This window comes from Antarctobacter sp. (assembly GCF_965277915.1).
Taxonomy (GTDB): domain Bacteria; phylum Pseudomonadota; class Alphaproteobacteria; order Rhodobacterales; family Rhodobacteraceae; genus Antarctobacter.
In genome coordinates this window covers 4,102,238-4,127,742 of the sequence record NZ_OZ255849.1, presented here as the reverse complement: position 1 = coordinate 4,127,742, position 25,505 = coordinate 4,102,238, and the positions used below count along the sequence as shown (strand labels likewise).

Here is a 25,505-nt window from a genome sequence, read left to right as displayed (position 1 = left end):
GCGAGACAAGAAAAAACCCGCGCTTCCGGTGAAGCGCGGGTTTTCCCTTTGCCGTGAGTGGCGGTGCGCCTCCGACCGATCATCCCGGTCGACCGTCAGCGCTGAGAGTCTCGATTAGCGGCGTGCAACCTCGTCGATGTCGCCACGGTGCAGACCGATGTCTTCCAGCTCGCGGTCGGTCAGGGCCGACAGGCTGTTGCGGGTCAAGCGTGCGTCGTTCCATTCGGCGAAGGCACCGAAGGCTGCGGCAAAGAGGCTGCCGATCCAGGTCGCGGAACCCGAAGCGCCGTAGGGGCGGGTGGCGCCGAATGCGGAGGTGAAGATGTTACCGATCTGGGCGGCGGAGCCCGACGCGGCGAAGGGGCGGGAAGTGTCGAGTGCGGCCATCGCTGGTCTCCTTTGGATGGGGGTGCGTGTTCGTTCTGAAAGCGCACATAGTTTGGGCAATCTGCTCCAGCAAGTCGCATTTTTCGCATGGGTCACATGCGATTTTTGCATGGCGAAATTCGCGGGTAACCCTACTGAAAAACAAGCAAAAATCCGCCTTGTCTGGCGTCGTTTTCAGGCAGTGCCCTGTCGGAAACAAGCCTCGGATGTCGGGGCTGGAACAGTCGGTGTCGCAAATGGTCCTCGCCGCATTAACCTTGGCTTTTGTTCGCCTTTCGTGCTAGCCGTGTCTGAAAAACAACACGGGCAGGCATCCATGCGGATATTGGGCATTGATCCGGGGCTTCGGACCCTTGGATGGGGGGTGATCGAGGTCGAGGGCAGCCGACTCAGACACGTCGCCAACGGGCTGTGCAAGCCCGGCGGCAAGGAGCTGGCAGAACGTCTGCTTGCTCTGCACGAGTTGCTGACCGATGTTTTCAACCGGATGATGCCCGACGAGGCGGCCGTGGAACATACCTTCGTCAACCGGGACGGCGCGGGGACGCTGAAACTGGGACAGGCGCGGGCGATCGCCCTTCTGGTCCCGGCGCAATTCGGCTTGCCGATCGGGGAATACGCGCCGAACTCGGTCAAGAAGACGGTCGTCGGCGTGGGTCACGCCGAGAAACATCAGGTGGAACACATGGTCAGCTTGCAATTGCCGGGCGCGAAACCGGCGGGCCCGGACGCAGCGGATGCCCTGGCGGTGGCGATCTGCCATGCGCATCACATGGGTGCCCGTCGCATGAAGGTGCGCGCATGATCGGGCGCATCGCGGGGCGGATCGTCTACCACGGCGAGGATCATGTTCTGATCGACGTGCAGGGCGTCGGCTATGTCGTCTATTGCAGCGACCGTGTGCGCGCGGGCCTCCCCGGCGCCGGGGAGGCCGCGGCGCTATTTACGGATCTGTTGGTGCGCGAGGACCTGCTGCAACTGTTCGGCTTCCCGACGCTGGTCGAAAAGGAGTGGTTTCGCCTGCTGATGTCGGTGCAGGGCGTGGGCGCCAAGGCGGCGCTGGCGATCCTGGGCACGCTTGGCCCGGACGGGGTCAGCCGCGCGCTGGCGCTGGGGGACTGGACGGCGATCAAGGCGGCCAAAGGAATCGGACCCAAGACCGCACAACGCGTCGTGAACGAATTGAAGGACAAGGCGCCCACCATCATGGCGATGGGTGTCGGCGAACCCATTGGTGCCGAACCGCAGACGGCCCCCGACGCGGTGATCGAGACAACTCCCGCCCCCGATGCCCCACGCAAGGCGCCTCCGCGCCGGTCCAGCGCGCAGGCTGAAGCGCTTTCCGCACTGGGAAATTTGGGCTACGGCCCCTCCGACGCGGCCGGCGCCGTGGCCGAGGCCGCAGGCGCCGAGCCGGAGGCGGATACCGCCGGCCTGATCCGCGCGGCGTTGAAGCTGTTGGCGCCAAAGGGGTAAGGGATGGACATGAGCGATCCCGACCCCACCCTGCGCCCCGATCCCCTGCCGGAGGACCGCGACCGCGCGCTTCGTCCGCAGATGCTGGAGGATTTCATCGGCCAGGCCGAGGCGCGCGCCAACCTGCGCGTCTTTATCCAGAGCGCGCGCAGCCGTGGCGAGGCGATGGACCACACGCTGTTCCACGGCCCTCCGGGCCTGGGCAAGACGACGCTGGCGCAGATCATGGCGCGGGAATTGGGCGTGGGATTTCGCATGACCTCTGGCCCGGTGCTGGCCAAGGCGGGCGACCTGGCGGCGATCCTGACAAACCTTGAACGGAACGACGTGCTGTTCATCGACGAGATCCACCGGATGAATGCCGCCGTCGAAGAGGTGCTTTACCCGGCAATGGAGGACTACGAGCTGGACCTCGTGATCGGCGAAGGACCGGCTGCGCGCACGGTGCGGATCGAGTTGCAGCCCTTTACACTGGTCGGGGCGACGACGCGGCTGGGCCTGCTGACGACTCCCCTGAGGGACCGCTTCGGCATTCCCACGCGGCTGAATTTCTACACGATCCCGGAGCTTGAAACGATCGTCGCCGGCAATGCCTCCAAGCTGGGTGTCCGGGTCGAGGGGGACGGAGCGCTGGAAATCGCGCGTCGGTCGCGCGGTACACCCCGGATCGCCGGACGGTTGCTGCGCCGCGTGGTGGATTTCGCTGTGGTCGAAGGCGGGGGCGTGGTCAGCCGGGCCCTGGCGGACAATGCGCTGACGCGGCTGGGCGTGGACAGCCTGGGGCTGGACGGAGCTGACCGCCGCTACCTGATGCTCATGGCCGAAAACTATGCCGGCGGGCCGGTCGGGATCGAAACGCTCTCGGCGGCGCTCTCCGAAAGCCGCGATGCGTTGGAGGAAGTGGTGGAGCCCTACCTCCTGCAACAGGGCCTCATCAGCCGTACACCGCGCGGGCGGATGCTGGCGCAGAAGGCCTGGAAACACCTTGGTCTAGCTGCCCCGCTGCCACCGGGGCAAAGTGATCTGTTCGAGGGCTGACGTCAGCCAGTCAACCCCGCAGCCCCGCGCAGGCGGTCGGTCAGGGCTCGGACCTTGGCAACGGTAAAGACGAAGGCGCTCACCAGGCTGAGCATGGTGCGTCGGCTGTGCATGTGATCCCTCCCCTGCGGTCCAATTTGAAATGGGGCCGGGTGCCGGTTGGGCAAACCCGGCTTGCAAGGGCGGTTTGCCTTTCGGGTCGTTTTCGGGCAGGTCGCGGCACAGCGCCAATCGACGACGTGAAAAGGACAGCCGGCATGACCCAGGACATGACCCCCGAAGAGATCGCCTCGCTCTTTACGCGGTCGGACGGCAGCTATCTTTGCGCGCGCTGGGGACGGCCCCTGGCGCCGATCGTCTTCGGTGTCGAAGAGGCGACCCTGCAGGTGGTCAAGGGCGCGTTCGAGGCGGTCTGCACGCTGGCCGGGCACCAGATGGCGGAAACCGACCCCGAGCTGGGGGCCAACGTCATGGTCTTCTTCTTCCGCGACTGGGCGGAATTGCTGGAGGTGCCAGATCTTGATCGCCTGATCGACGGGCTGGGTCCGCTGGTCGACCGTCTTCAGGCGGCGGATGCAAACCAGTACCGCGTGTTCCGTTTCGATGCCGATGGCGGGATCAAGGCCTGTTTCGTCTTCCTGCGGATGGACGGTGAAATGACCAAGGTGCCGGCCGAGACCCTGGCGCTGAGCCAGGTGGTGCAGACCATTCTTCTGTGGTCCGACAAGGCCTTCGCCGACCGCTCTCCGCTGGCGCAGGTCGAAAACGGGCGGGTGATCCTGCGGCCCGACCTGGCACAGGTGATCCGCGCGGCCTATGATCCGGTGCTGCCTGTCGCGGCGACGGATTCAAGTCATGCCTTGCGCCTTGCGGCGCGGATTGCGGCGGGTTCGGGGATGTCGGGCTAGCCTGTCGGCAAGCTGGGGTGGGCCGTACGTTTTGTACAAAACGTACGGCGAAATCCGCATTTTGTACAAAACGGCGCATGGGCCGGTCAGGGCGCGGACGAGATGGTCCCGCCCTGCGCCTGGTTCGGCCCTTAGCGCACCATGCCCACGATCTCGTAGGTCTTCTCCAGAATCGGCGCGGCGATGTCGCGCGCACGTTCGGAACCGCGCCGCAGGACCGTGTCGATCTGGGCGGGGTCGGCTGTCAGACGCTTCATCTCGGTGGAGATCGGTGCGAGCTTGGCCACGGCCAGGTCCGCCAGCGCGGGCTTGAAGGTGCCGAACTGCTGGCCGCCATGTTCCGTGATCACCTGCTCGACCGAGAGATCGGCGAGGGCCGCGTAGATGTTCACCAGGTTGCGCGCCTCTGGCCGTTCTTCCAGACCCTCGACCGTTTCGGGCAGCGGCTCGGGGTCGGTCCGGGCCTTGCGGATCTTCAGCGCGATGGCATCGGCATCGTCGGTCAGGTTGATGCGGCTCATGTCCGAGGGATCGGACTTGGACATCTTTTTCGTCCCGTCGCGCAGGCTCATGACCCGCGTGGCCGCGCCTTCGATCACCGGTTCGGTGATCGGGAAAAAGTCCACGCCGAAGTCATTGTTGAACTTGATCGCGATGTCGCGGGTCAGCTCCAGGTGCTGTTTCTGGTCTTCGCCCACGGGCACGTGGGTGGCGTGATAGACAAGAATGTCCGCGGCCATCAGCGCCGGATAGGCCAGAAGCCCCAACGACGCATTCTGTTGGTTCTTGCCGGCCTTGTCCTTCCATTGCGTCATGCGCTGCATCCAGCCCATGCGGGCGACACAGTTGAAGATCCAGGCCAGCTGGGCGTGTTCGGCAACCTGGCTCTGGTTGAAGAGGATCGACTTTTCCGGATCGACGCCCGATGCGATGAAGCCTGCGGTCAGCTCGCGCGTCTGGCGGCGCAAATCCTCGGGGTCCTGCCAGACGGTGATCGCGTGCATGTCGACCATGCAGAAGATGGACTGGATCCCCGCCGTCTGGCTGTCCGCAAAGCGTTTCAGCGCGCCGAGGTAGTTGCCCAGATGCAGGTTGCCCGAAGGCTGGATGCCCGAGAAGACGCGCGGCGTGAAGGCGGCATTGGGCTGAGACTCGGACATTGATGTTCCCCTGTGGAAATTCCTGCGCGGCTGGCTTACCCATGCCGCCGGACACCGTCAAGAAAGAGCTCCCCATGACGCACCCGCATAACGAGGCCCCGGTCAATCCGCTGCCGCCGGTGGTGGCGGCGCTGTTCCTTGTGCTGGCGGGGATCGAGCTGACGCTCTGGTTGGGCGGACAGGGGATCGTCGGTGGCCCCGGCGCGGTCGGTTGGCGGACCTCGGCGATCGAGACCTATGCTTTTTCGGGGCGGGCCTTCGACTGGATGCTGGCGACGGGTCAGTACCCGCCCGAGCACCTGATGCGGCTGGTGGCCTACCTTTTCTTTCATCCCAGTTTCAGCCACGGTCTGTTCAGCATGGTGATCCTGCTGGCGATGGGCAAGATCGTGGCGGAATCCATCGGCTCTCTGGTCTTTTTGGCGGTGTTCTTTGTGTCCGGGATCGTCGGGGCGGTGGGCTTTGGCCTGTTCAGCGATGATCCCTGGCTGGTGGGGGCCTTTCCCGGTGTCTACGGGCTGATCGGCGGGTTCACCTTCCTGCTCTGGATGCGGCTGGGCAACGAGGGCGCGCCGCAGGTGCGGGCCTTTACCCTGATCGGGATGTTGCTGGCCATTCAGCTGATCTTTGGCGTGTTGTTCGGGGGCGGCAGCGACTGGATTGCCGACGTGGTGGGCTTTGTCACCGGGTTCGCGCTGACCGTTGTGCTGGCGCCCGGCGGCGTTGCGCGGGTGTTGGAGCGGATCCGGCGTCGGTAGGCGCGGTTCAGAACAGGTCGTCGGGCAGCAGGCTGCGGTGGGGGCGCGCCTCGGCCAGGGGCGGCGCAGGGCGCTGTGCGGCCCAGGTTGCGGCGCGGTCCAGGTCCCCGGACAGGCCCGCGCCCAGGTGGGCAAGCAGCCTCTCTGCCAGGCACTCGTCGCGAACAAGGGCCGCCGCCTCGCTGTTCCAGCGGCAGGCGCGGCGGGTCAGCGCGTGAGAGCCGATGACGGTGGTCCCGTCCACCAGGCACAGCATCCCCTCGGCCTGCGGGTCGGCAACCAGCGCCAGCCGGTCGCCATAGGCATTTTGCAGGCGGGACAGCGCGGCGCCTTGCAGGGCGGCGGCGCGGGCATCGTCCCATGTGCCTTGCGGTTCGGGGGGCAGCAACAGGATCAGTTGCAGGTCCGGGGTCTGCGCGGCCGCTGTCAGCGCCTGTGTCAGGCCGTCGTGACGCAAGGCGCCGGTGCGGATCAGGATGCGCCGGCGGGCATTGCCGAACAGACGTGCCAGTGCCGGTTCGGCGTCGTTGGCGAGCGTCCGGGGGGCAAAGCCGCGCGTAGGGCGCGACAGGGTCCGCAACAGGCGCAGGTCATCGCGGCTTTGCGGGCGGGTGGGGCAGGTCCGCGCGTTTGCCGGGGCGGCGAGGGTGGCGCCGCATTTGAGCGCCTCGGCCCAGCAATCGGCGAAATGGCCCCGCAAGGCGCCGCAGAAATCCGGATCCGAAACCTGCAGGGAGATGGCGGAGGGTGTATCGGTGCCAAGGTCCGGCCCGCCGATGATCGCGTTGGCGCCATCGGCCAGTGCAAACCCCTGGTGGATCTCGGCGGGGCGCGGGTTCGCGCCGCCCTGCACAAGGGCGCGCTGAACCGGGGTCAGGCGCGCCATGTCCTCGGCCCGGAGCGCGGTCATCGCAGGGCGCAGGCGGCGGCGCAGGAGTGCGCCGCGGGGGCCGCGCGCAACGTGGCCATGCGGGGCGATCACCAGTTGCGCGCTGCCCTGCAGGACATCGGCAAGACCCGAGGCGCGGCGCCATGCGGCGCGGTGTGCCTGTGGGCTCAGCAGGGGATCGGGCTCGGCCACGAGGATGCGCAGCGACAAACCGCGACGGGACTGGAGCGCCAGCAGGTCGCCCCATGTCGCAAGCCCGCGGTGACGGAGGTCGGGCAGGACCAGCGGGCTGTCGGGCGCAAGGCGCGGCAGGCAGAGCAGCAGTTCCGACCGGGCGCCGGCGGCAAGGGTTTCGAGCGCGGCACCGGCCTCTCCGGCAGAGAGCAGCGCGCGCGTCGTCATCCGCGGGACCGTTTGAACATCGCCTTGATCTCGGCCAGGCGGAAGGCGCCCATGGCCTGCCCGGCGATGCCGTAGGTCAGGATGCCCAGCCCGATCAGACCGGCAAGCACGCCAATGCGCAGGTAGGGCAGGGCGAGCCAGGGCGCCAGGACCATGTTCAGCCCCCAGAGCATGGCGCCCATGACCAGCGAGGCCACCACGATACGCCACAGCCTCTGGCGGAAACGGTCATCGAAATGCGCCACCTCGCCCATCGCCTTGGCGCCGCGTGCCAGTTGCCAGACCATGACCCAACCTGCGAGCGTGGTGGCGATGGCCGGGGCAAGCCAGCCGATCACCGGGGCCAGCCCGATGGCCACGGCGGCGTTGATCACCATCGCCCAGACCGCGAAACGGAAGGGGCTGCGCGTGTCTTCGCGCGCGAAATAAAGCGGTTGCAACACCTTCTGCAGCACGAAGGCCGGCAAGCCGAGGCCGTAGATCGCCACCGCCAGGGCAATGGCGGCGCTGTCGTCGGCAGTGGTGGCGCCGCGTTCGAACAGGACCGAAACCATCGGCAGCGGGATTGCCACCAGCGCCACGGCGGCGGGCACGGTCAGGGCAAGGCTCAGCTCTCCGGCGCGGGAAAAGGCGTTGCGCGCACCGCTGTCGTCCTCGGCCTTCAATCGGCGCGACAGGTCCGGCAGCAGGACGATGCCCACGGCGATGCCCACCACGCCCAGCGGCAGTTGGTACAGTCGGTCGGCGGCATAGAGCCAGCCCACCGCCTTGTCGAAATGGCTGGCGACCTGCTGGCCCACCAGCAGGTTGATCTGCATCACCCCGCCCGCCAGCGCGGCAGGCACGGCGATCACCACGAGCCGTTTCATGTCCGGTGTCAGTCGCGGGCGCCCGGGGCGGACACGTACGCCCGCCCGCTCGGCGGCGACCCAGACCAGCGCGAGTTGCGCCACGCCCGCCACGGGCACCGCCCAGATGAGATACTGGATCACCTCGCCGCCAAGGGCCGCTCCCAGTCCCATCGACAGGCAGACCAGGATGTTCAGCAGCACCGGCGCGGCGGCGGCGGCGGCGAAATGGCCGGTGGCGTTCAGCGCGCCGGAGAACAGCGCCGCCAGCGAGATCAGAAGGATATAGGGAAAGACCACCCGACCGAAGCCCACGGTCAGGTCAAAGCGCACATCCCCGGCAAAGCCGCCCGCGGTGGCCCAGACCAGCGCCGGCATGAAGATCATCGCCAGCGCGGTCAGCGCAAGCAAAACGGTGGCCAACCCGTTCAGAGCGTCGCGGGCAAAGATCAGCGGATCTTCCTCGCCTTCGTATTTCTTGGAAAACAGCGGCACGAAGGCAGCGTTGAAGGCGCCCTCGGCAAAGAAGCGGCGAAAGAGGTTGGGCAGGCGAAAGGCCGCGACAAAGGCATCCATGATCGGGCCGGGGCCGATCAGGGCAAGGATCATGACCTCGCGGACGACGCCCAGAACCCGGCTCATCAGGGTCCAGAAGCCGACGGTCATGACACCGGCGACAAGGCGGATGGGTTTCATGGGCGTGCTCGCTTGCTGCTCTGGTACCTCGCTTAGCCGAAAGGGCCGAAGGGCGGAAGGGGCGGGGACCAGGGCAGCCTTTCTATCCGCGCCATGGCTGGTGCGGTGGGGATGTCGCGGCAGAGCGCGTGAAAGCCATGCCTGCCGAGATCAGTCCCGCTGCGACGGGCAGGGCGCAGAGGTTGCCCCCGGTGATCCGGTGCCGTCCCGTGGGACAGATCGGGGTTGTGCCCCGAGCGAGAGAGCAGGACATGGCCGACCTCGCCACGGGTCGCTTTGACCGCGGTCGCTTCAGGTGGCGAAGCCTGGCCCCGGATGGTCGCCTTTCTCCTGCCGTGGCTTATCGGGCGGTCAAGTCACGTCCTTGGGGTCGTGCACAACCACTCAGCCGCGCGCGCGTTCGGCGCCTTCCTCGATGGCCGAGCGCAGTTTTTTCTCGATCTGGTCGCGCTTGACCTTCGAGTGCAACTTCAGCCCGAACATGTCCTTGACGTAGAAGGTATCGACCACCTGTTCGCCGTAGGTCGCGATCACGGCGGAGGCGACATAGATGTTCAACCCGGCCAGCGTCCGCGCCAGGTCGAACAGCAGGCCCGGGCGGTCGCGGGTGTCGACCTCGATGATGGTGAAGATCTCTGACCCGTCGTTGTCGAAAGTGATGTGGGTCGGGACCTTGAAGGCCTTCTCGCGCTTCTTGAGCTTGTCCTTCGGCTTCATCGCCTCGCGCGCGACGACCTCGCCCATCAGGGTCTTGCGGATGGTTTCGCGCAGGCGCGGGATGCGGGCGTCCTCGTAGGGAGACCCCTCGGCGTCCTGGATCCAGAAGGCGGCCGTGGCGTAGCCGTCCTTGGTGGTGAAGGTGCGCGCGTCCACGATATTGGCCCCGGCAAGGGCAAGGGCCCCGGTCAGGCGCGAGAAGATGCCGGGGTGATCCTGCAGGGCAAAACAGGCACGGGTGGCGTCGCGGTCCTCGTCGGGGTGGATGTCGATGGCGATCTCGTCGTCCTTGAGTTCGCGCAGCAACCGGGCAAAGACCACATGCGCGGTGACATGCAGGCCCTGCCAGTAGGGATCGTAGTGGCGGCTGGTCTCTGCGGCCAATGCCAGCGAGTCCCAGTCCGACAGCGCCTCGCGCAGGTTCTCGCGGGCCTCGGTGCCGCGGTTCTCGCGGTTGAGCGCCTCCATCCCGCCTTCGAGCGCGCGGCGCGTCTGGCGGTAGAGGGCGCGGATCAACGCGGCCTTCCAGTTGTTCCAGGTGTCCGGGCCGACGCCGCGGATGTCGCAGACCGTCAGCACGCAGAGCAGGTCCAGCCGTTCGCGCGTCTGCACCGCCTTGGCAAAGCCACGCACGGTGCGCGGATCCGCGATGTCGCGTTTCTGCGCCATGTCCGACATCAGCAGGTGATAGCGGACCAGCCATTCGACCGTGGCGCTTTCGGACTTCGACAGGCCGAGGCGCGGCGCGACGGTGCGCGCGATGCGGGCGCCCAGGATCGAGTGATCCTCGTTCCGGCCCTTGCCGATGTCATGCAGCAGGAGCGCGACGTAAAGCACGCGCCGGTTGATGCCTTCCTTGAGGATCGTCGAGGCGACGGGCAGTTCTTCTGTCAGGTTGCCATTCTCGATCTCGGACAGGTTCCAGATGCACTGGATGGTATGTTCGTCCACCGTGTAGTGGTGGTACATGTTGAACTGCATCATCGCCACGATGGGCGCGAATTCGGGGATGAAGGCGGAGAGCACCCCAAGCTCGTTCATCCGGCGCAGGGCGCGTTCGGGATTGCCGTGTTTCAGCAGCAGGTCCAGGAACAGCGTCCGCGCCTCGTCGTCCTCGCGGAAGGCATTGTCGATCAGGTGCAGGTTGGCCTTGACCAGCCGCATGGCGTCCGGATGGATCAGGAGGCCGGTGCGCAGCCCTTCCTCGAAGACCCTGAGCAGGTTCAGCTTGTCGGACAGAAAGGCCGCGTCATCGCTGATGGCCAGCCGGTTGTGCACCACCTTGTAGCCGTCCTTGACCTGGGGCGGACGGTGGAACAGGCGCTGGATCAGCGGCGCGCCCTTGGTGTGGTCTGCCTCCAGCGAGGTCAGCAGGATGCGCGTCAGGTCGCCGACCGAGGTGGCGTGGCGGAAATAGTCCTGCATGAACCATTCCACGGCGCGGCGCCCGCCGCGGTCGTTGTAGCCCATGCGGCTTGCCACCTCGACCTGCATGTCGAAGCTCAGGAGCTCGTTGGCCCGTCCGGCGGCAAGGTGCAGGTGGCAGCGGACCGCCCAGAGAAAGCGCTCGGCCTGGACGAAGGTGTCGTATTCCTCGGGGCGGAAGATGCCGGATTTGACCAGTTCGGAAACATCATCCGTGTGGTGGACGTACTTGATGATCCAGAACATCGACTGCAGGTCGCGCAGCCCGCCCTTGCCCTCCTTGACGTTGGGTTCGACCATGTATCGCTGGCCCTGCTTGTCGTGGCGGGCGTCGCGTTCGTTCAACTTGGCCTCGACGAACTCGCGGGCGGTGGCGTTGAACAGGTCGTTCCACAGGGTGCGGTCCAGATCCTCGGCCAGGCCCGCGTCGCCGGTGATGAACCGGCTTTCCAGCATGGCGGTCCGGATGGTGAAATCCTCACTCCCCAGTCGCAGGCAGTCGCGGACCGTGCGCGAGCTGTGCCCAACCTTCAGCCGAAGGTCCCAGAGGATGTAGAGCATCGATTCAATGACGCTCTCGGCCCAGGGGGTGATCTTGTAAGGGGTCAGGAACAGCAGGTCGACATCCGAGAAGGGCGCCATTTCCCCGCGTCCGTACCCGCCGACCGACAGCACCGAAAGGCGTTCGGATTCCGTCGGGTTGGGCAGGCGGTGCAGCACCTCGGTGGCGACCTCGAAAGCCAGGTGCACGATGCAATCGGTGATCCAGGTGTAGGAGCGGGTGGTGCGGCGTGCCCCGAAGGGTTCGGCGGAAAACGCCTCTGCCACCTTGGCGCGGCCCGCGTCGAAGGCCGCACGCAGTGTCTTGACCGTGTGCTTGCGCACGTCCGTTTCCGGCGCGCCCTTGGGCATCCCGGCAAATAGCGTGCCGCGCACCGCCGGCAGATCAAAGATCTCGGCGGCGGGCGCGATCAGGTTGTCGGGAAGCGTCTCGGAGTCAGAGGCCGCCGCCTGTGAGGCTGCTGGGGGCAGGGTCAAGGATCACCATCTTCTTGTCTTTTACCGTGGCGACGGCCAGCGCACGCTGGTTGGCACCATTGCTCATCAGGCGGAATACACCGCCCGTGCCGGTAAAGCCAGTCGAGGTGAGCGCCGTGGCCGACAGCGCGTCGTTGCGGCCCTGCGCGGCCAGGGTGCCGATGGCGGAAATCCCGTCATAGGCTAGGCCGGCCAGCGGATGCGGCGCGGTGCCGTAGGTGCTGTTGTAGCGGCCCGAGAAGCTTTCCAGCCGGGCCACGTTCGGCACCGCGAACCAGGCCCCGTCCGAAGCAGGCAGGCCAAAGAGATCGGGGCGCACGTCCCAGCGGGTCAGGCCGATGTATTGCACCTGCGCGGGGTCCACCCCGGCCCCGGGCAGACGGTCCAGCAGGATCGGCATGGCCTCGTTGCTGGCGGCTGTGGTGATGAAGATGCTGTCGGCGGCGCCCGAGGACACCACGCGGCCCGCCGCGCTGGCCGCGGCCGAGACGCCCTCGATCGAGAGCTGGTAGCCCTGGCTGCCCACGATGTTGACGCCGTATTCCGTGGCGGCCTTCTCGATCGCCAGTTTGCCAAGCTGTCCGGCCACGTCCTCGGAGTAGATCACCACCATGTTGGATTTGCCGTTGCGGCGGGCGTGGTCCATCATCCGGCGCGCGGTGTTGTCGAAAGTGGCCCCCAGGATGAAGACGTTGCCGCCGGCGATGGTGGGGTTGTTGGAAAAGCCCAGGACGTTCACGCCCTCGTCGGCCACGGCAAGGCCGGCGGCGTTCACCGCGTCGGCGCGCAGCGGGCCAAGGATGATCTTGGCGCCCTCGTCCACGGCCTTTTGCGCGGCGGCGGCGGCGGCGGGGGCCTGTCCGCCGGTGTCATAAACGCGCAGGTCGATGGTCACGCCCTCGCCCAGGTCGGCCATCGCAAGCCGGGCGGCGTTTTCCAGCGAGGTGGCGATCGGGGCGGCGCCCTGATCGGACTGCGGCACCAGAAGCGCGACGGGGATCGGTTTGGCGGTATTGATGCGTGGACCGTCGCCGCCACCACCGATATTGGTCAGCGCAGAGGGATCACAGGCGGCGAGGGCGGCTGCGGCGGCCAGACCGGCCAGCGGGCGCAGCGCCTTGCGGAAATTGGACAGAATGGCGAACATGGACGGTGGACTCCCTCGTTTCTTGCGCGACATGCGCGGCACGGGCGGCGCGCTGAGCGATTTGGCGACGATCATAGAGAAGGGCGAAAGGGGGGACCAGTGACGAATCCGGAAAGCGCCGGACAGGGCGGCGGATTGACGCCGGGCCTGTACCTTGTGGCGACACCCATCGGCAACGCGCGCGATATCACGCTGCGGGCGCTGGACCTGCTGGCCACGGCGGATGTCCTGGCGGCAGAGGATACGCGCAGCCTGCGACGGCTGATGGAACTGCATGGCGTGGCGCTGGGCGACCGGCCACTGGTGGCCTATCACGATCACAACGGCGCGCGGGCGCGTCCGCGCCTGCTGTCGGACCTGGCGGCGGGAAAGTCGGTGCTTTACGCATCCGAGGCAGGGACACCGATGATCTCGGACCCCGGGTTCGACCTGGCGCGTGCCGCCGCCGAAGCGGGGTTCGCCGTGACCAGCGCACCGGGGGCCAGCGCGGTTGTCACGGCGTTGACGCTGGCCGGGCTGCCCACGGACAGGTTCCTGTTCGCGGGGTTCCTGCCCAACGCGGGCGGGCCGCGCAAATCGGCGCTGCGCGAACTGTCGGGCGTGCCCGCGACGCTGGTGTTCTACGAATCGCCCCGGCGCCTGCCGGAGATGTTGATGGCCGCGCAGGATGTGCTGGGCGATCGCGAGGCGGCTGTCTGCCGGGAACTGACCAAGAAATTCGAGGAAGTCCGGCGCGGGCCCCTGTCCGACCTGGCCAATCATTACCGCGAGAGCCCTGCCAAGGGCGAGGTGGTGGTGCTGATCGGCAAGGGCGATTCAGGATCCGTTAAGGAAATCGACCTAGAACAGGAAGTGAACAAGGCGCTGGAAACGATGTCGGTCCGCGATGCGGCGGATTTCGTCTCGGCTCGGTTCGGGGTGAAACGGCGCCCGGTCTATCAACTGGCCATGCGGCTCTCGGCAAAAGGGGATGGCGATGGCGCGTGATTGCGCAGGTTTGGCGGGCCGGGTCGATACCGGGCGATGCGGCTATCACGCGGGCCTCGCGGCAGAGGATGGCGTGGCCGCGGACTATGCCCGCCGGGGCTATCCGCTGCTGGCGCGGCGGTGGCGCGGTCGATCGGGCGAGATAGACCTTGTGCTGGGCGACGGTGACGGCGTTGTCGTCGTCGAGGTCAAGAAAAGCCGCAGCTTCGATCGCGCCGCCGAACGCCTGTCGCAACGCCAGATCGGGCGGCTGCTGCGGGCCGGTGAGGAATTCCTTGGCACGATGCCGCGCGGGTCGCTGACGGATATCCGTTTCGACGTTGCGCTTGTGAACGGGCAAGGCGAGATTCGGGTGATCGAAAACGCGCTCTGCTAGGGGGCGGCCCTGCGTCTGTGCAGGGTAGCGGTGCATTGCACCCGGCCCCGTCCTGCGCCATCTATGGCGGGAAGAATGCAGGGGACGCCGATGAAGATCGCCTTTCAGATGGACCCGATCACCGGGGTCGACATCAACGCCGACAGCACGTTTCGCCTCGCCGAAGAGGCGCAGGCGCGCGGGCATGAACTATTCTACTACGGGCCGGACCAGCTGGCCTATGAAGAAGGGCGGATCACCGCGCGCGGGCACTGGATGACCGTGCAGCGGGTGGCGGAGAAACCCGCCGTTCTCGGTGACCGCGTGGCGGTCGACCTGGCGGATATGGACGTGATCTGGCTGCGGCAGGATCCTCCCTTCGACATGCATTACATCACCACCACCCATCTGCTGGACCGGCTCAAGGATGATGTCCTGGTGGTCAATGATCCCTTCTGGGTGCGCAATTCCCCGGAAAAGCTGCTGGTCCTGAACTTTCCCGACCTGACGCCCCCCACGGCCATTGCCCGCGACCTGGAGGTGCTGCGCGCCTTCCGCGAGAAACATGGCGATGTCATCGTCAAGCCGCTGTACGGCAACGGCGGCGCCGGGGTGTTCAAGCTGGGCGCCGCCGACGGCAACCTCAGCTCGCTGTACGAGATGTTTACCGGTTTCTCTCGTGAACCGCTGATCGTGCAGAAATACCTGCCCGCCGTGTCCAAGGGTGACAAGCGGGTGATCCTCGTCGACGGTGAGGCGGTGGGCGCGATCAACCGGGTGCCGGCCAAGGGCGAGGTGCGCTCGAACATGCATGTGGGCGGCCGCCCCGAGAAGATCGAGCTGAGCGACCGTGACCGCGAAATCTGTGCGCGGATCGGGCCGGTGCTGCGCGACAAGGGGCAGATCTTTGTCGGCATCGACGTGATCGGCGACTGGCTGACAGAGATCAACGTGACCTCGCCGACGGGCATCCAGGAGCTGGAACGGTTCGACGGCATCAACGTGGCCGAAAGGATCTGGCAGGCGATCGAGGCCAAGCTGGCATGAGCCTGATGCGGCCGGTCCTGAACCGCTGGTTGCGGATGACGGAACGGCCGCACCTGGAGCGGGGCAAATCCGTGCCTCGGCTGCGCGCCTCCTTTGAAAGGAAGGCGCGGCTTTTCTTTTTTGCCCCCGGCGGCACCCGCCAACGGCGCGATGTACTGGATGCGGTTCCGGTGCTGCGGGTCAACGAGGATCTGCCGGGGCCGCTGATCCTGTACTTTCACGGTGGAGCCTATGTCATGGGCTCTGCCGACACGCATCGGGCGATGGTCGCCTGGCTGTCACGGGCCGCCCGGTGCCCGGCCTGCCTTGTGAATTATCGGCTGGCACCGGACCATCCCTTTCCGGCCGCGCTGGAGGATGCGCTGACGGCCTATCGCGCGGTCATGGCGCATCCCGCGGGGGTCGTGCTGGGCGGTGACAGCGCCGGCGGAGGGCTGGCGCTTGCTCTGCTGGGAGAGATCCGTCGGCAGGGGCTGCCGCAACCCTTGGGGACCTTCGCGCTGTCTCCGCTGACGGACATGACGTTTTCGGGAGAGAGCGTGACGCGCAATGCCGAGAGCGACGTGGTCCTGCCGGCGAGCCGCACGCATGAAACGGCGATGCATTATCTGCCGGACAACGTCGATCGGCGCGATCCGCGAGTGTCGCCGCTCTGGGCGGACTTCGCCGGGTCCGGGCCGGTCTGGTTGTCGGCAGGGGACACGGAATTCCTGCTGGACGACACCCGGCGCATGGCGGCGCGGCTGCGCCAACAGGGGGTGACGGTGCAAGAGGACATCGCGCGGGACCTGCCGCACGTCTGGCCCATCTTTCACAACATCCTGCCGGAGGCGCGGATCACGCTGCGGCGGATCGCGCGCTGGATCAATTCTCTTTCGCAGACAGCAGCCGATAGCTGAGCGCCTCGGCCACGTGCGGACGGCGGACGGTCCCGCTTTCGTCGAGGTCGGCGATGGTGCGGGCGACGCGCAGCACCCGGTGATAACCGCGCGCGGTCAGGCCAAAGCGGTCGGCGGCGCGGGTCAGCAGCGCGTGTCCCTCTTCGTCGGGCGTGGCGATCTCTTCGAGGCACTGGCCCTCGGCATCGGCATTGGTGCGCAGCGCGTCGTGTTCGGCAAACCGGTCGGCCTGTACAGCGCGGGCGGCGGCGACGCGGGCGGCCACGGTCGCCGAGCTGTCGCCGGTGGCGGGCAGGTCGAGGTCGGTGAACGCGACCGGCGGTACCTCCAGCCGCAGGTCGAATCGGTCCATCAGCGGGCCGGAGATGCGGCCGAGGTAGTCCTCTCCGCAGTTCGGGGCGCGCGAACAGGCCTGCGCCGGATCGGTGAGATAACCGCATTTGCAGGGATTGGCGGCGGCGACCAGCAGGAAACGCGCAGGGTACCGGATATGGGCATTGGCGCGGGCCACCACGACTTCGCCGGTTTCGATGGGCTGGCGAAGGGTTTCGAGCACGTTGCGTGGAAACTCCGGGAATTCGTCCATGAACAGCACGCCATTGTGGGCGAGGCTGGCCTGCCCGGGCTGCGCGGTGCGCCCGCCGCCGATCAGGGCCGCCATCGAGGCGGTGTGATGCGGTTCGCAAAAAGGCCGCGTGCGCGAGATGCCGCCATCGGTCAGCAGGCCCGCGATGGAATGGATCATCGAGGTTTCCAACGCCTCGATGGGCGTCAGGGGCGGCAGGATGCCGGGCATCCGGGCGGCCATCATGGATTTGCCCGCCCCGGGCGGGCCGATCATCATCAGGTGATGGCGCCCGGCGGCGGCGATTTCCAGCGCCCGTTTGGCGCGTTCCTGTCCCTTGACGTCGCGCAGGTCGCGCGGTGTCGCGTCCGTCGTCACCTCGCCCGGCTGGGCCGGTTCCAGCACGTTGTCCCCGGAAAAATGCCGCACGATTTCCAGCAGGTTTCCGGCGCCGATCACGGTGCAGGCATCGACCCAGGCGGCCTCTGCCCCCGAGGCGCGGGGGCACAGCAGAATGCGGTCTTCCTCGGCTGCGGCCATCGCGGCCGGCAGGGCGCCGACCACGGGCAACAGATCCCCGTCCAGCGACAGCTCGCCCAGGGCGACCGTTTGCGCCACCGCGTCGCGCGGCAGGATGTCGAGCGCGGCCAGCAGCCCCAGAGCGATGGGCAGGTCGAAATGCGAGCCGACCTTGGGCAGGTCGGCGGGGGCGAGGTTGATCGTGATCTTTTTCGACGGCAGCGCGATGGCCAGCGCGCCCAATGCCGTGCGCACGCGGTCGCGGGCCTCGGAGACGGCCTTATCGGGCAGGCCGACGATGGAAAAGGCGGGGACGCCGGGTGTGACGGCGCATTGCACCTCGACCGGGCGCGCATTTACTCCTTCGAAAGCGACCGTATGGGCGCGCGCAACCATGAAACTCCCCACGTCAGACCGGGGCGAGCCTGCCCCGGACGTGGTTAGCAACTGGTTAACGCGTGGTGGACGGCGTTAGGAATTACCGTGAGGACGGTCAGTTGGTGCCGTCGCGCATCGCCACGAATTTCGGCCAGGCGTCCGGATCGTTCACCGTCTTGTCGCGGCAAAATGCGTTGCAAAAGCCAAAGATCCGACCCTCTGATTCCATCAGGTGTGTCACCGGATCCCCGGAATAGGGGCAGGCGGAATTCTCGGCTTCGCCGCTGTCGACCGCCCGCGCGGAACGCGGTGTCGGGCCGGGCCAGGGCAGTTGCGCATAATCGCGATCGTACCAGGGCAGGGTCGCACCGCGGGCCAGCCCCATCGCGCGCCAGCGGCGGAAGGCCGGGTCTGCCAGGTGCGCGGCAACATAATCGCGCGCCTGCTCGCCCACGGGCAGGGCATAGCCCGCAATCCGCGCGGCAACCGGCGCAAAGAAGGCATCGGCGACCGAGTAATCGCCGCAGAGCCAGGGCCCGCGCGACCGGTCGAGCGCAAAGCCCCAGATTGTCTCGATCCGCGAGAGGTCGGCCTGCAGGGCCTCTGGCAAAGGCGTGTCGGAATAGGCCGCGCGCAGGTTCATCGGGCACAGGTCCCGCAGCGTGCCGAAGCTGGAGTGCATCTCGGCCGCGAGGCTGCGGGCGGTGGCGCGCATCGCGGGATCGGCGGGCCAATGGCCCGCGTCCGGATGGCGGCTGGCCAGTTCTTCGGCCAGGGCAAGGCTGTCCCAGATCACGGTACCGTCCGACAGCACCAGTGTCGGCACCGTGCGGGCCGGGGAAAAGCGCGACATCTGTTCTGCCACGCCGGCCTTCATGAAATCGACGATCTCGATCGTTGCGGGAATGCCGAAGCGGTGAAACAGCAGCCAGGCCCGCAAGGACCAGCTGGAATAGCTGTAGTCGCCAAGAAAAAGCTTGTCGGACATGGAACCTCTCCAATCGCTTGTGCGTTCAACTACAGCATGTGCCGCGCGACGGGAAATCAGGATTCGTGGCGAACAGGATCAAACCGCCGGATGGCTGCGTGCAGATTGGTCGAAAATACTCAGACGCAAAAGTGATCTGCGTGCCCGCCACGCGCGTACTACGATCAAGAGGCCCGAAGAACCGGGGCCTGAGATCACCAGGGGAGCGGAAATGGCACTTGATTCATTCAATGACCAGAGCTTGTCGCGCCGGGCCATGAAGGCCGAACTGCTGGACGCGGAAACCGAGCTGAAACTGGCCTACGCGTGGCGAGACGACCGTGACGAAGAGGCGCTGCACCGGCTGATCCAGGCCTATATGCGACTGGCGATTTCGATGGCGGCCAAGTTCAAGCGCTATGGCGCGCCGATGAACGACCTGATCCAGGAGGCGGGTTTGGGCCTGATGAAGGCCGCCGACAAGTTCGATCCGGACCGAGGCGTGCGCTTTTCGACCTACGCGGTCTGGTGGATCAAGGCATCGATTCAGGATTATGTGATGCGCAACTGGTCGATGGTGCGCACCGGGTCGACCTCGTCGCAGAAATCCCTCTTCTTCAACATGCGCCGTGTCCAGGCCCGGATCGAGCGCGAGGCTGCGGCCTCGGGCGAGGAACTGGACGGGCATCAGCTGCGCCACAAGATCGCCACGGAAATCGGCGTGCCGCTGCGCGATGTAGAGATGATGGAAGGTAGGTTGTCCGGCTCGGATTACTCGCTGAATGCCACGCAGTCCGTCGAGGACGAAGGCCGCGAGTGGATCGACACCATTGAGGATGACGGCGCCCAGGCCTCGGAGATCGTCGAGAACGAACACGACCGCGAGCAATTGCGTGACTGGCTCGTGCAAGCGATGGGCGCGCTCAACGACCGCGAGCGGTTCATCGTGCGTGAGCGCAAGCTGCGCGAGCAGACGCGGACGCTGGAATCCCTGGGCACCGAGTTGGGGCTGAGCAAGGAGCGCGTGCGCCAGCTGGAGGCGGCTGCCTTTGGCAAGATGCGCAAGGCACTTGAGGCGCAAAGCGGGGAAGTGCATCACTTCCTGGCATGAAGCATGCGATCCTCGGCCTGATGCTGTTCGCCGGGTCTGCTGCGGCGGACACCATTCCTGTCGCCAACGTGCTATTTCTCGGCGAGGTTCACGACAACCCTGCCCATCACGCGCGTCAGGCCGAGATCGTCGCAGAGGTAAAGCCGCGCGCCATCGTCTGGGAGATGCTGGACCCGGACTCCATGCCTCCGATCACGCCCGAGCTGATTGGCGACGAGGCGGCGCTGGGTGCGGCACTGAACTGGGCCGATAGCGGGTGGCCCGATTTCTCGATGTACTATCCGATTTTCGCGGCGGCCCCCGAGGCCGTGCATTTCGGCGCGCAATTGCCCCGCGGTGCGGCACGGGCGGCAATGGGGCAAAGCCTGGCTGATGCCTTTGGCGAAGGTGCCGCACGGTTCGGGCTGGACCAGCCTCTGCCGGATGCGCAACAGGAAAGGCGAGAGGCATTGCAGATGGCGGCCCATTGCGACGCTTTGCCGGCCGAGATCCTGCCAAGGATGGTGGACATCCAGCGGCTGCGGGATGCGCGCCTGGCCGCTGCCGCGCTGGAGGCACTGGAGGCCACCGGCGGGCCGGTCGCCGTCATCACCGGCAACGGACACGCACGAAAAGACTGGGGGGCGCCTGCCTTGCTGGCCTTGGCAGCGCCCGATGTGACGATCCTCGCCCTTGGGCAGGGCGAGAACGACGGAACGGCCCCGGACGGCGGTTTCGACCTGACAGAAAGCGCCCCGGCCGTGGAACGTCCCGACCCCTGCGAGGCGTTTCGTGCGCGGTGACTCCTGCCGGGGATCGTGATCGTCGCTGGCTTGTCGGCCCATTGTCTCGGGTCGCGGCTGGGCCTACAACCACATCAAAGCGAGTGGGGCGGGCCATGCTGAACGGGAAGCGCATTCTTCTGATCATCGGGGGCGGTATCGCGGCTTATAAATGCCTCGACCTGATCCGCCGTCTGCGCGAGCGCGGCGCGGCGGTGACCCCGGTGATGACCCGTGCCGCCGAGGAATTCGTCACGCCGCTGTCGGTCTCGGCGCTTGCCGGGGAAGAGGCGCATCGCGATCTCTTTGACCTGACGAAAGAGGCCGAAATGGGCCATATCCAGCTGAGCCGCGTGGCGGATCTGCTGATGGTGGCGCCGGCGACCGCCGATCTGATGGCGAAGATGGCGGGCGGCCATGCGGATGACCTGGCCACGACCTTGCTGATGGCGACCGACACGCCGGTGATGATCGCCCCGGCCATGAACGTGCGGATGTGGGAGCATCCGGCGACGCAGCGCAACCTCGAGGTACTGCGCGGCGACGGGGTACGCGTTATCGGCCCCAACCCCGGCGACATGGCCTGCGGCGAACACGGGCCGGGCCGGATGTCCGAGCCGATGGAGATCATCGCCGGGATCGAGAAGGCCTTGTCCGCCGGTCCGCTGGCCGGGCGGCGCGTGCTCATCACCTCCGGTCCCACCCACGAGCCGATCGATCCGGTGCGCTATATCGCCAACCGGTCTTCGGGCGCCCAGGGCACCGCAATTGCCGAGGCCTTGCGTGACCTGGGCGCCGAGGTGGTCTTTGTCACCGGACCCGCCGAGGCACCGCGCCCGGCTGGCGTGGAGGTGATAGAGGTCGAGAGCGCGCGCGAGATGCGCGACGCGGTCATGGGCGCGCTGCCGGTCGAGGCGGGGATCTTCGCGGCGGCGGTGGCCGATTGGCGCGTGGCCAGTGCCTCGGGCTCGAAGATCAAGAAACAGGGCGGCAAGCTGCCGGTGCTGGAGTTCGCCGAGAACCCCGACATCCTGGCCGAGGTATCGCAATTGACCGACGGCCGTCCCGGGCTGGTGGTGGGCTTTGCCGCCGAGACGGATGACGTTGTCGCCAATGCCACGGCGAAACGCGCGCGCAAGGGCTGTGACTGGATCGTGGCCAATGACGTCTCGCCTTCAACGGGGATCATGGGCGGGGCGGAGAACGCGGTCATCCTGATTTCTGAGGCGGACGCCGAGACCTGGCCGCGGGCGTCCAAGCGCGAAGTGGGGACGCGGCTGGCGGGACGGATCGCAGAGGCGCTGGGGGTTTCCCCGCGCGCGCCCGGTCCCTGGGACGGTACGCGCGGCACGGGCGGAGTGTGAGTATTTGACGAGAGAAGAAGCACAGGTTGCGATTGCCTTCGACTGGGTCGAGGGGGCGGACAGGGCGCTGGGCCTTCCCACCTATGCCACGCCGGGGGCGGCGGGCGCGGACCTGCGTGCCAATCTTGATGACCGGGGCGCAATCCACCTGGCGCCGGGGGCGCGGGTGTTGATCCCGACGGGTCTGCGGATCGCGATTCCGGCGGGCTACGAGGTGCAGGTAAGGCCACGCTCGGGGCTGGCGCTGAAACACGGGATCACCCTGCCCAATGCGCCGGGGACCATCGACAGCGACTACCGCGGTCCCCTGGGGGTGATCGTGATGAACGCGGGCGCGGCGGAATTCGTGATCGCCCACGGTGACCGGATTGCGCAGATGGTGGTGGCGCCGGTGGTGCGGGCGGTGTTCCGCGAGGGCGTTCTGGACGCCACCGCGCGCGGCGCGGGCGGCTTTGGGTCGACGGGGCGCGGCTGATGGTATTCGTGCTGGCACTGGCTGCGGTGATCTGGGGCGTCGGGCACATGATGAAGGTGCCCCGCATGGCGCGCTTCTACATGCTGGGCCTGCTTTATGTCCTGGTGCTGATGGTGCAGGTGGTTTTGCCCGCAGGTCATTCGCTGCGCGCGGCGACGGGCGGCAGCGCGGCGCCCTGGCTGATCCTGGGCGGTTTCGTGGCGTTGGGATTTGCCTATGCGCTGGGCATCCGCCGGCTGAAGGCGCGTGCGGTCCGGAGGGAGGCGGCAGAGGCGCCGGTGCCCGATCCGTCGAAATTCCGCGAGGGCGAACTGGAGCGCTATGCCCGGCATATCGTGCTGCGCGAGCTGGGTGGTCCGGGACAGAAGCGCCTGAAAGAGGCGAAGGTGCTGGTGGTCGGTGCAGGGGGGCTTGGCTCTCCGGCGCTGTTGTATCTCGCGGCAGCGGGTGTGGGCACCATCGGCGTGATCGACGATGACGAGGTGGACAGCGGCAACCTGCAACGGCAGGTGATCCACACCGATGCCCGGATCGGCATGGCCAAGGTCTTTTCCGCGCAGGCGGCGATGGAAGCCCTGAACCCCTACATCACGGTGCGCCCCTACAAGAGGCGCCTGGACGAAGAGAGCGCGGCGGCGCTCTTGGAAGAGTACGACCTGGTGCTGGACGGGACCGACAATTTCGACACGCGTTACCTGGTGAACCGGGCCTGCGCGACCGCGGGCAAGCCATTGATTTCCGGGGCGTTGAGCCAGTGGGAAGGGCAGGTTTCGGTCTTTGATCCCACCCATTCCGGGCCCTGCTATCAATGTATCTTTCCCGAGGCCCCGGCGCCGGGACTGGCCCCCAGCTGTGCCGAGGCGGGAGTGCTGGGCCCCTTGCCGGGTGTGGTGGGCAGCATGATGGCGGTGGAATGCATCAAGCTGATCTCCGGGGCGGGCGCCGTGTTGCGGGGCGAGATGCTGATTTACGACGCCCTGTGGAGCGAGACCCGCAAGATCACGCTGAAACGCCGCGACGACTGTCCGGTCTGCGGTACGGCGGCGGGGTGAAGCCCACCCTGGGCCGGTTCCTACGCCATCGCGTTCGGAGAAACCGTTGTTGTGATTGAAGCGGGCGGCGCGGGCGCCTAGCTTTGCCGCAACGAGACAGGAGAGAGCCTCATGACCAACCCCTTGCTTGTCGATTGGGACACGCCCTTTGGCATTGCCCCCTTCGCGGACATCTCGGACGAGGATTTTGCCCCGGCGCTGGACGAGGCGCTGGCCGCGCACCTGGCCGAGATCGAGGCGATTGCCGGCAACCCCGAGGCGCCGACCTTCGCCAACACCATCCTGGCGATGGAAGGATCGGGCGCGGCGCTGGACAAGGTGCTGGGCACCTTCTTCAACCTTGCGGGTGCGGACAGCAACGACAAGCGGCAGGAACTGCAGCGCGATTTCAGCCCCAAGCTGTCGGCGCATTCCTCGGCGATCTATTCCAACGACAAGCTCTTTGCCCGCATCCAAGAGTTGTGGGACCAGCGCGAGACGCTGGACCTGTCCGAGGAAGAGGCGCGGGTGTTGTATCTGACGCACCGCGATTTCGTGCGCGCGGGCGCGGCGCTGGAAGGCGATGCGGCGGAGCGGATGAAAGAGGTCAAGTCGCGGCTGGCGGTTCTGGGCACGCAATTCACCCAGAACCTGTTGAAGGACGAATCCGCCTGGTCGATGGAGTTGTCCGAGGATGACCTTGAAGGCTTGCCGGAGTTTGTCGTGGATGCGGCGCGCTCTGCCGGTGAGGCGGCGGGGGCGGGCGGCCCGGTGGTGACGCTGTCGCGGTCGCTGATCGTGCCTTTCCTGCAGTTCTCGCCGCGCCGCGCCTTGCGCGAAAAGGCCTGGCGGGCCTGGGTGATGCGTGGAGAGAACGGCGGCGAGACCGACAATCGAGGCATCGCGGGCGAGGTGCTGAAACTGCGCGAGGAGCGCGCCAGGCTGCTGGGCTATGGCGATTTCGCGGGTTTCAAGCTGGAGACAGAGATGGCGGGCACGCCCGACAAGGTGCGTGACCTGCTGATGGCGGTTTGGGAGCCGGCCAAGGCGGCGGCGCTGAAGGATGCCGCCGAGATGGAGCAGATGCTGCACGCCGACGGCATTCCGGGGCCGCTGGAGCCTTGGGATTGGCGCTACTACGCGGAGAAGCGGCGCAAGGCGCTGCACGATCTGGACGAAGCCGAATTGAAGCCGTACCTGCAGCTTGACCGGATGATCGAGGCCGCCTTTGCCTGTGCGAACCGCCTGTTCGGGCTGGAATTCGCGCCGCTGGAGGTGCCGATGTACCACCCCGATTGCCGCGCCTACGAGGTCACGCGGGACGGCAAGCATGTCGCGGTCTTCATCGGGGATTACTTCGCGCGCTCCTCGAAACGGTCGGGGGCTTGGTGTTCGGCCTTTCGGATGCAGGCCAAGCGGCCCGAGGAAAAGACGCCGATCGTGGTCAATGTCTGCAACTTCGCCAAGCCCTCGGCGGGCAAGCCCGCGCTCCTGTCCTATGACGATGCGCGGACGTTGTTCCATGAGTTCGGCCATGCGTTGCACCAGATGCTGTCGGACGTGGAATTCGGCTCGGTCGCCGGGACGTCCGTCGCGCGCGATTTCGTCGAGTTGCCTTCGCAGTTGTACGAACATTGGCTGGAGGTGCCGGAGGTGCTGGCCGAATTCGCCACCCATGCAGAAACCGGCGAGCCGATGCCCAAGGCGCTCTTGGACAAGGTGCTGAAGGCGGCCAATTTCGACATGGGGTTCCAGACGGTCGAATACGTGGCCTCGGCGCTGGTGGACCTGGAATTCCATTCCGGAGCGGCGCCGGCCGATCCGATGCAGAAGCAGGCGGAGGTGCTGGAAAGCATCGGCATGCCGCGCGCCATCGTCATGCGCCATGCAACGCCGCATTTCGCCCATGTCTTTGCCGGGGACGGCTATTCCTCGGGCTATTACAGCTACATGTGGTCCGAGGTCATGGATGCGGACGCCTTCGAGGCCTTCGAGGAAGCGGGCGGGGCCTTCGATCCGGAAACCGCGCAAAAGCTGGAACGGTTCATCCTGTCCCGTGGTGGATCGGTGGAGGCCGAAGACCTCTACATGCAATTCCGGGGCCGGATGCCTGGGGTCGAGGCGCTGCTGAAGGGGCGCGGGTTGGCGGCCTGATCA

The 25,505-nt window shown here is 66.7% G+C and carries 23 protein-coding genes; 15 read left to right on the top strand and 8 right to left on the bottom strand.

Translation table 11 applies throughout. The annotated features are described in order from the left end of the window. Positions 1–114: 114 nt before the first annotated feature. A complete protein-coding gene (locus tag ACQY5B_RS21105; RefSeq protein WP_305969888.1) occupies positions 115–387 on the bottom strand; it encodes a DUF1127 domain-containing protein in 273 nt (90 codons plus the stop codon). Positions 388–703: 316 nt separating this feature from the next. Between ACQY5B_RS21105 and ruvC the strand changes: the two genes are divergently transcribed. The 4 genes from ruvC (at position 704) to ACQY5B_RS21085 (ending at position 3,809) form a co-directional block, all read left to right on the top strand. Continuing rightward, positions 704–1,192 (top strand): crossover junction endodeoxyribonuclease RuvC, encoded by a 489-nt coding sequence (gene ruvC / locus ACQY5B_RS21100; RefSeq protein ID WP_043141073.1) that lies wholly within the window; start codon positions 704–706, stop codon positions 1,190–1,192. Beyond that, on the top strand, positions 1,189–1,863 hold the full coding sequence (gene ruvA / locus ACQY5B_RS21095; RefSeq protein ID WP_420327580.1) for a Holliday junction branch migration protein RuvA: 675 nt from the start codon (positions 1,189–1,191) through the stop codon (positions 1,861–1,863). The genes ruvC and ruvA overlap by 4 nt, the downstream gene beginning before the upstream one ends. 9 nt (positions 1,864–1,872) lie before the next feature. Further along, the gene (gene ruvB, locus ACQY5B_RS21090; protein WP_305969890.1) at positions 1,873–2,901 is read left to right on the top strand and encodes a Holliday junction branch migration DNA helicase RuvB; all 1,029 of its coding nucleotides are present in this window, start codon (positions 1,873–1,875) and stop codon (positions 2,899–2,901) included. A 269-nt stretch (positions 2,902–3,170) separates the two neighbouring features. Then, positions 3,171–3,809 carry a hypothetical protein gene (locus ACQY5B_RS21085; RefSeq protein ID WP_420328592.1) on the top strand — a complete coding sequence of 213 codons (639 nt, stop codon included), beginning with the start codon at positions 3,171–3,173 and terminating at the stop codon, positions 3,807–3,809. Positions 3,810–3,940: 131 nt separating this feature from the next. On the opposite strand, the gene trpS is transcribed toward ACQY5B_RS21085, so the two are convergent. Further along, a complete protein-coding gene (gene trpS / locus ACQY5B_RS21080; RefSeq protein WP_420327582.1) occupies positions 3,941–4,969 on the bottom strand; it encodes a tryptophan--tRNA ligase in 1,029 nt (342 codons plus the stop codon). A 74-nt stretch (positions 4,970–5,043) separates the two neighbouring features. Here trpS and ACQY5B_RS21075 point away from each other — a divergent pair, with 74 nt between their 5' ends. After that, positions 5,044–5,727, top strand: coding sequence for a rhomboid family intramembrane serine protease (locus tag ACQY5B_RS21075; protein ID WP_420327583.1), 684 nt, complete (start codon positions 5,044–5,046; stop codon positions 5,725–5,727). Between the two features lie 7 nt (positions 5,728–5,734). Here the strand turns inward: ACQY5B_RS21075 and ACQY5B_RS21070 are convergent, their stop codons facing one another. The 4 genes from ACQY5B_RS21070 to ACQY5B_RS21055 form a co-directional block, all read right to left on the bottom strand. Next, a complete protein-coding gene (locus ACQY5B_RS21070) occupies positions 5,735–7,018 on the bottom strand; it encodes a phospholipase D-like domain-containing protein (protein ID WP_420327585.1) in 1,284 nt (427 codons plus the stop codon). Continuing rightward, positions 7,015–8,562: a murein biosynthesis integral membrane protein MurJ gene (gene murJ / locus ACQY5B_RS21065; RefSeq protein ID WP_420327586.1), complete on the bottom strand. Its 1,548-nt coding sequence runs from the start codon at positions 8,560–8,562 to the stop codon at positions 7,015–7,017. The genes ACQY5B_RS21070 and murJ overlap by 4 nt, the downstream gene beginning before the upstream one ends. A gap of 384 nt (positions 8,563–8,946) precedes the next feature. Then, positions 8,947–11,742 carry a [protein-PII] uridylyltransferase gene (locus tag ACQY5B_RS21060; protein WP_420327587.1) on the bottom strand — a complete coding sequence of 932 codons (2,796 nt, stop codon included), beginning with the start codon at positions 11,740–11,742 and terminating at the stop codon, positions 8,947–8,949. Then, on the bottom strand, positions 11,702–12,889 hold the full coding sequence (locus ACQY5B_RS21055; RefSeq protein ID WP_420327588.1) for a penicillin-binding protein activator: 1,188 nt from the start codon (positions 12,887–12,889) through the stop codon (positions 11,702–11,704). Before ACQY5B_RS21055 ends, ACQY5B_RS21060 begins: the two co-directional genes overlap by 41 nt. Before the next feature lie 99 nt (positions 12,890–12,988). Here ACQY5B_RS21055 and rsmI point away from each other — a divergent pair, with 99 nt between their 5' ends. The 4 genes from rsmI (at position 12,989) to ACQY5B_RS21035 (ending at position 16,177) form a co-directional block, all read left to right on the top strand. After that, entirely contained in the window at positions 12,989–13,876 is an 888-nt protein-coding gene (gene rsmI / locus ACQY5B_RS21050) for a 16S rRNA (cytidine(1402)-2'-O)-methyltransferase (protein ID WP_420327589.1), read from the top strand. Next, the gene (locus ACQY5B_RS21045; RefSeq protein WP_420327590.1) at positions 13,866–14,252 is read left to right on the top strand and encodes a YraN family protein; all 387 of its coding nucleotides are present in this window, start codon (positions 13,866–13,868) and stop codon (positions 14,250–14,252) included. The genes rsmI and ACQY5B_RS21045 overlap by 11 nt, the downstream gene beginning before the upstream one ends. A gap of 90 nt (positions 14,253–14,342) precedes the next feature. Beyond that, entirely contained in the window at positions 14,343–15,278 is a 936-nt protein-coding gene (gshB, locus tag ACQY5B_RS21040) for a glutathione synthase (protein WP_305969898.1), read from the top strand. Further along, complete coding sequence (locus ACQY5B_RS21035) at positions 15,275–16,177, top strand: alpha/beta hydrolase (protein ID WP_305969899.1); 903 nt, start codon at positions 15,275–15,277, stop codon at positions 16,175–16,177. Before gshB ends, ACQY5B_RS21035 begins: the two co-directional genes overlap by 4 nt. Here ACQY5B_RS21035 and ACQY5B_RS21030 read toward each other — a convergent pair. After that, positions 16,143–17,657: a YifB family Mg chelatase-like AAA ATPase gene (locus ACQY5B_RS21030; RefSeq protein WP_305969900.1), complete on the bottom strand. Its 1,515-nt coding sequence runs from the start codon at positions 17,655–17,657 to the stop codon at positions 16,143–16,145. The two genes, ACQY5B_RS21035 and ACQY5B_RS21030, sit on opposite strands and share 35 nt — an antisense overlap. 97 nt (positions 17,658–17,754) lie before the next feature. Beyond that, positions 17,755–18,627, bottom strand: coding sequence for a glutathione S-transferase (locus ACQY5B_RS21025; RefSeq protein WP_420327591.1), 873 nt, complete (start codon positions 18,625–18,627; stop codon positions 17,755–17,757). Between the two features lie 211 nt (positions 18,628–18,838). Between ACQY5B_RS21025 and ACQY5B_RS21020 the strand changes: the two genes are divergently transcribed. The 6 genes from ACQY5B_RS21020 to ACQY5B_RS20995 all read left to right on the top strand — a co-directional run bounded on the left by ACQY5B_RS21020 (position 18,839) and on the right by ACQY5B_RS20995 (position 25,502). Beyond that, entirely contained in the window at positions 18,839–19,717 is an 879-nt protein-coding gene (locus ACQY5B_RS21020; RefSeq protein WP_420327593.1) for an RNA polymerase factor sigma-32, read from the top strand. After that, on the top strand, positions 19,714–20,499 hold the full coding sequence (locus tag ACQY5B_RS21015; protein WP_420327594.1) for a ChaN family lipoprotein: 786 nt from the start codon (positions 19,714–19,716) through the stop codon (positions 20,497–20,499). Before ACQY5B_RS21020 ends, ACQY5B_RS21015 begins: the two co-directional genes overlap by 4 nt. A gap of 95 nt (positions 20,500–20,594) precedes the next feature. Next, positions 20,595–21,842: a bifunctional phosphopantothenoylcysteine decarboxylase/phosphopantothenate--cysteine ligase CoaBC gene (coaBC, locus tag ACQY5B_RS21010; protein WP_420327596.1), complete on the top strand. Its 1,248-nt coding sequence runs from the start codon at positions 20,595–20,597 to the stop codon at positions 21,840–21,842. 4 nt (positions 21,843–21,846) lie between these two features. Further along, positions 21,847–22,317, top strand: a complete 471-nt coding sequence (dut, locus tag ACQY5B_RS21005; protein ID WP_305969905.1) for a dUTP diphosphatase — start codon at positions 21,847–21,849, stop codon at positions 22,315–22,317. Next, positions 22,317–23,369 carry a HesA/MoeB/ThiF family protein gene (locus ACQY5B_RS21000; protein ID WP_420327598.1) on the top strand — a complete coding sequence of 351 codons (1,053 nt, stop codon included), beginning with the start codon at positions 22,317–22,319 and terminating at the stop codon, positions 23,367–23,369. The genes dut and ACQY5B_RS21000 overlap by 1 nt, the downstream gene beginning before the upstream one ends. 111 nt (positions 23,370–23,480) lie before the next feature. Further along, entirely contained in the window at positions 23,481–25,502 is a 2,022-nt protein-coding gene (locus ACQY5B_RS20995) for a M3 family metallopeptidase (RefSeq protein WP_420327599.1), read from the top strand. The last annotated feature ends 3 nt before the right edge of the window (positions 25,503–25,505 follow it).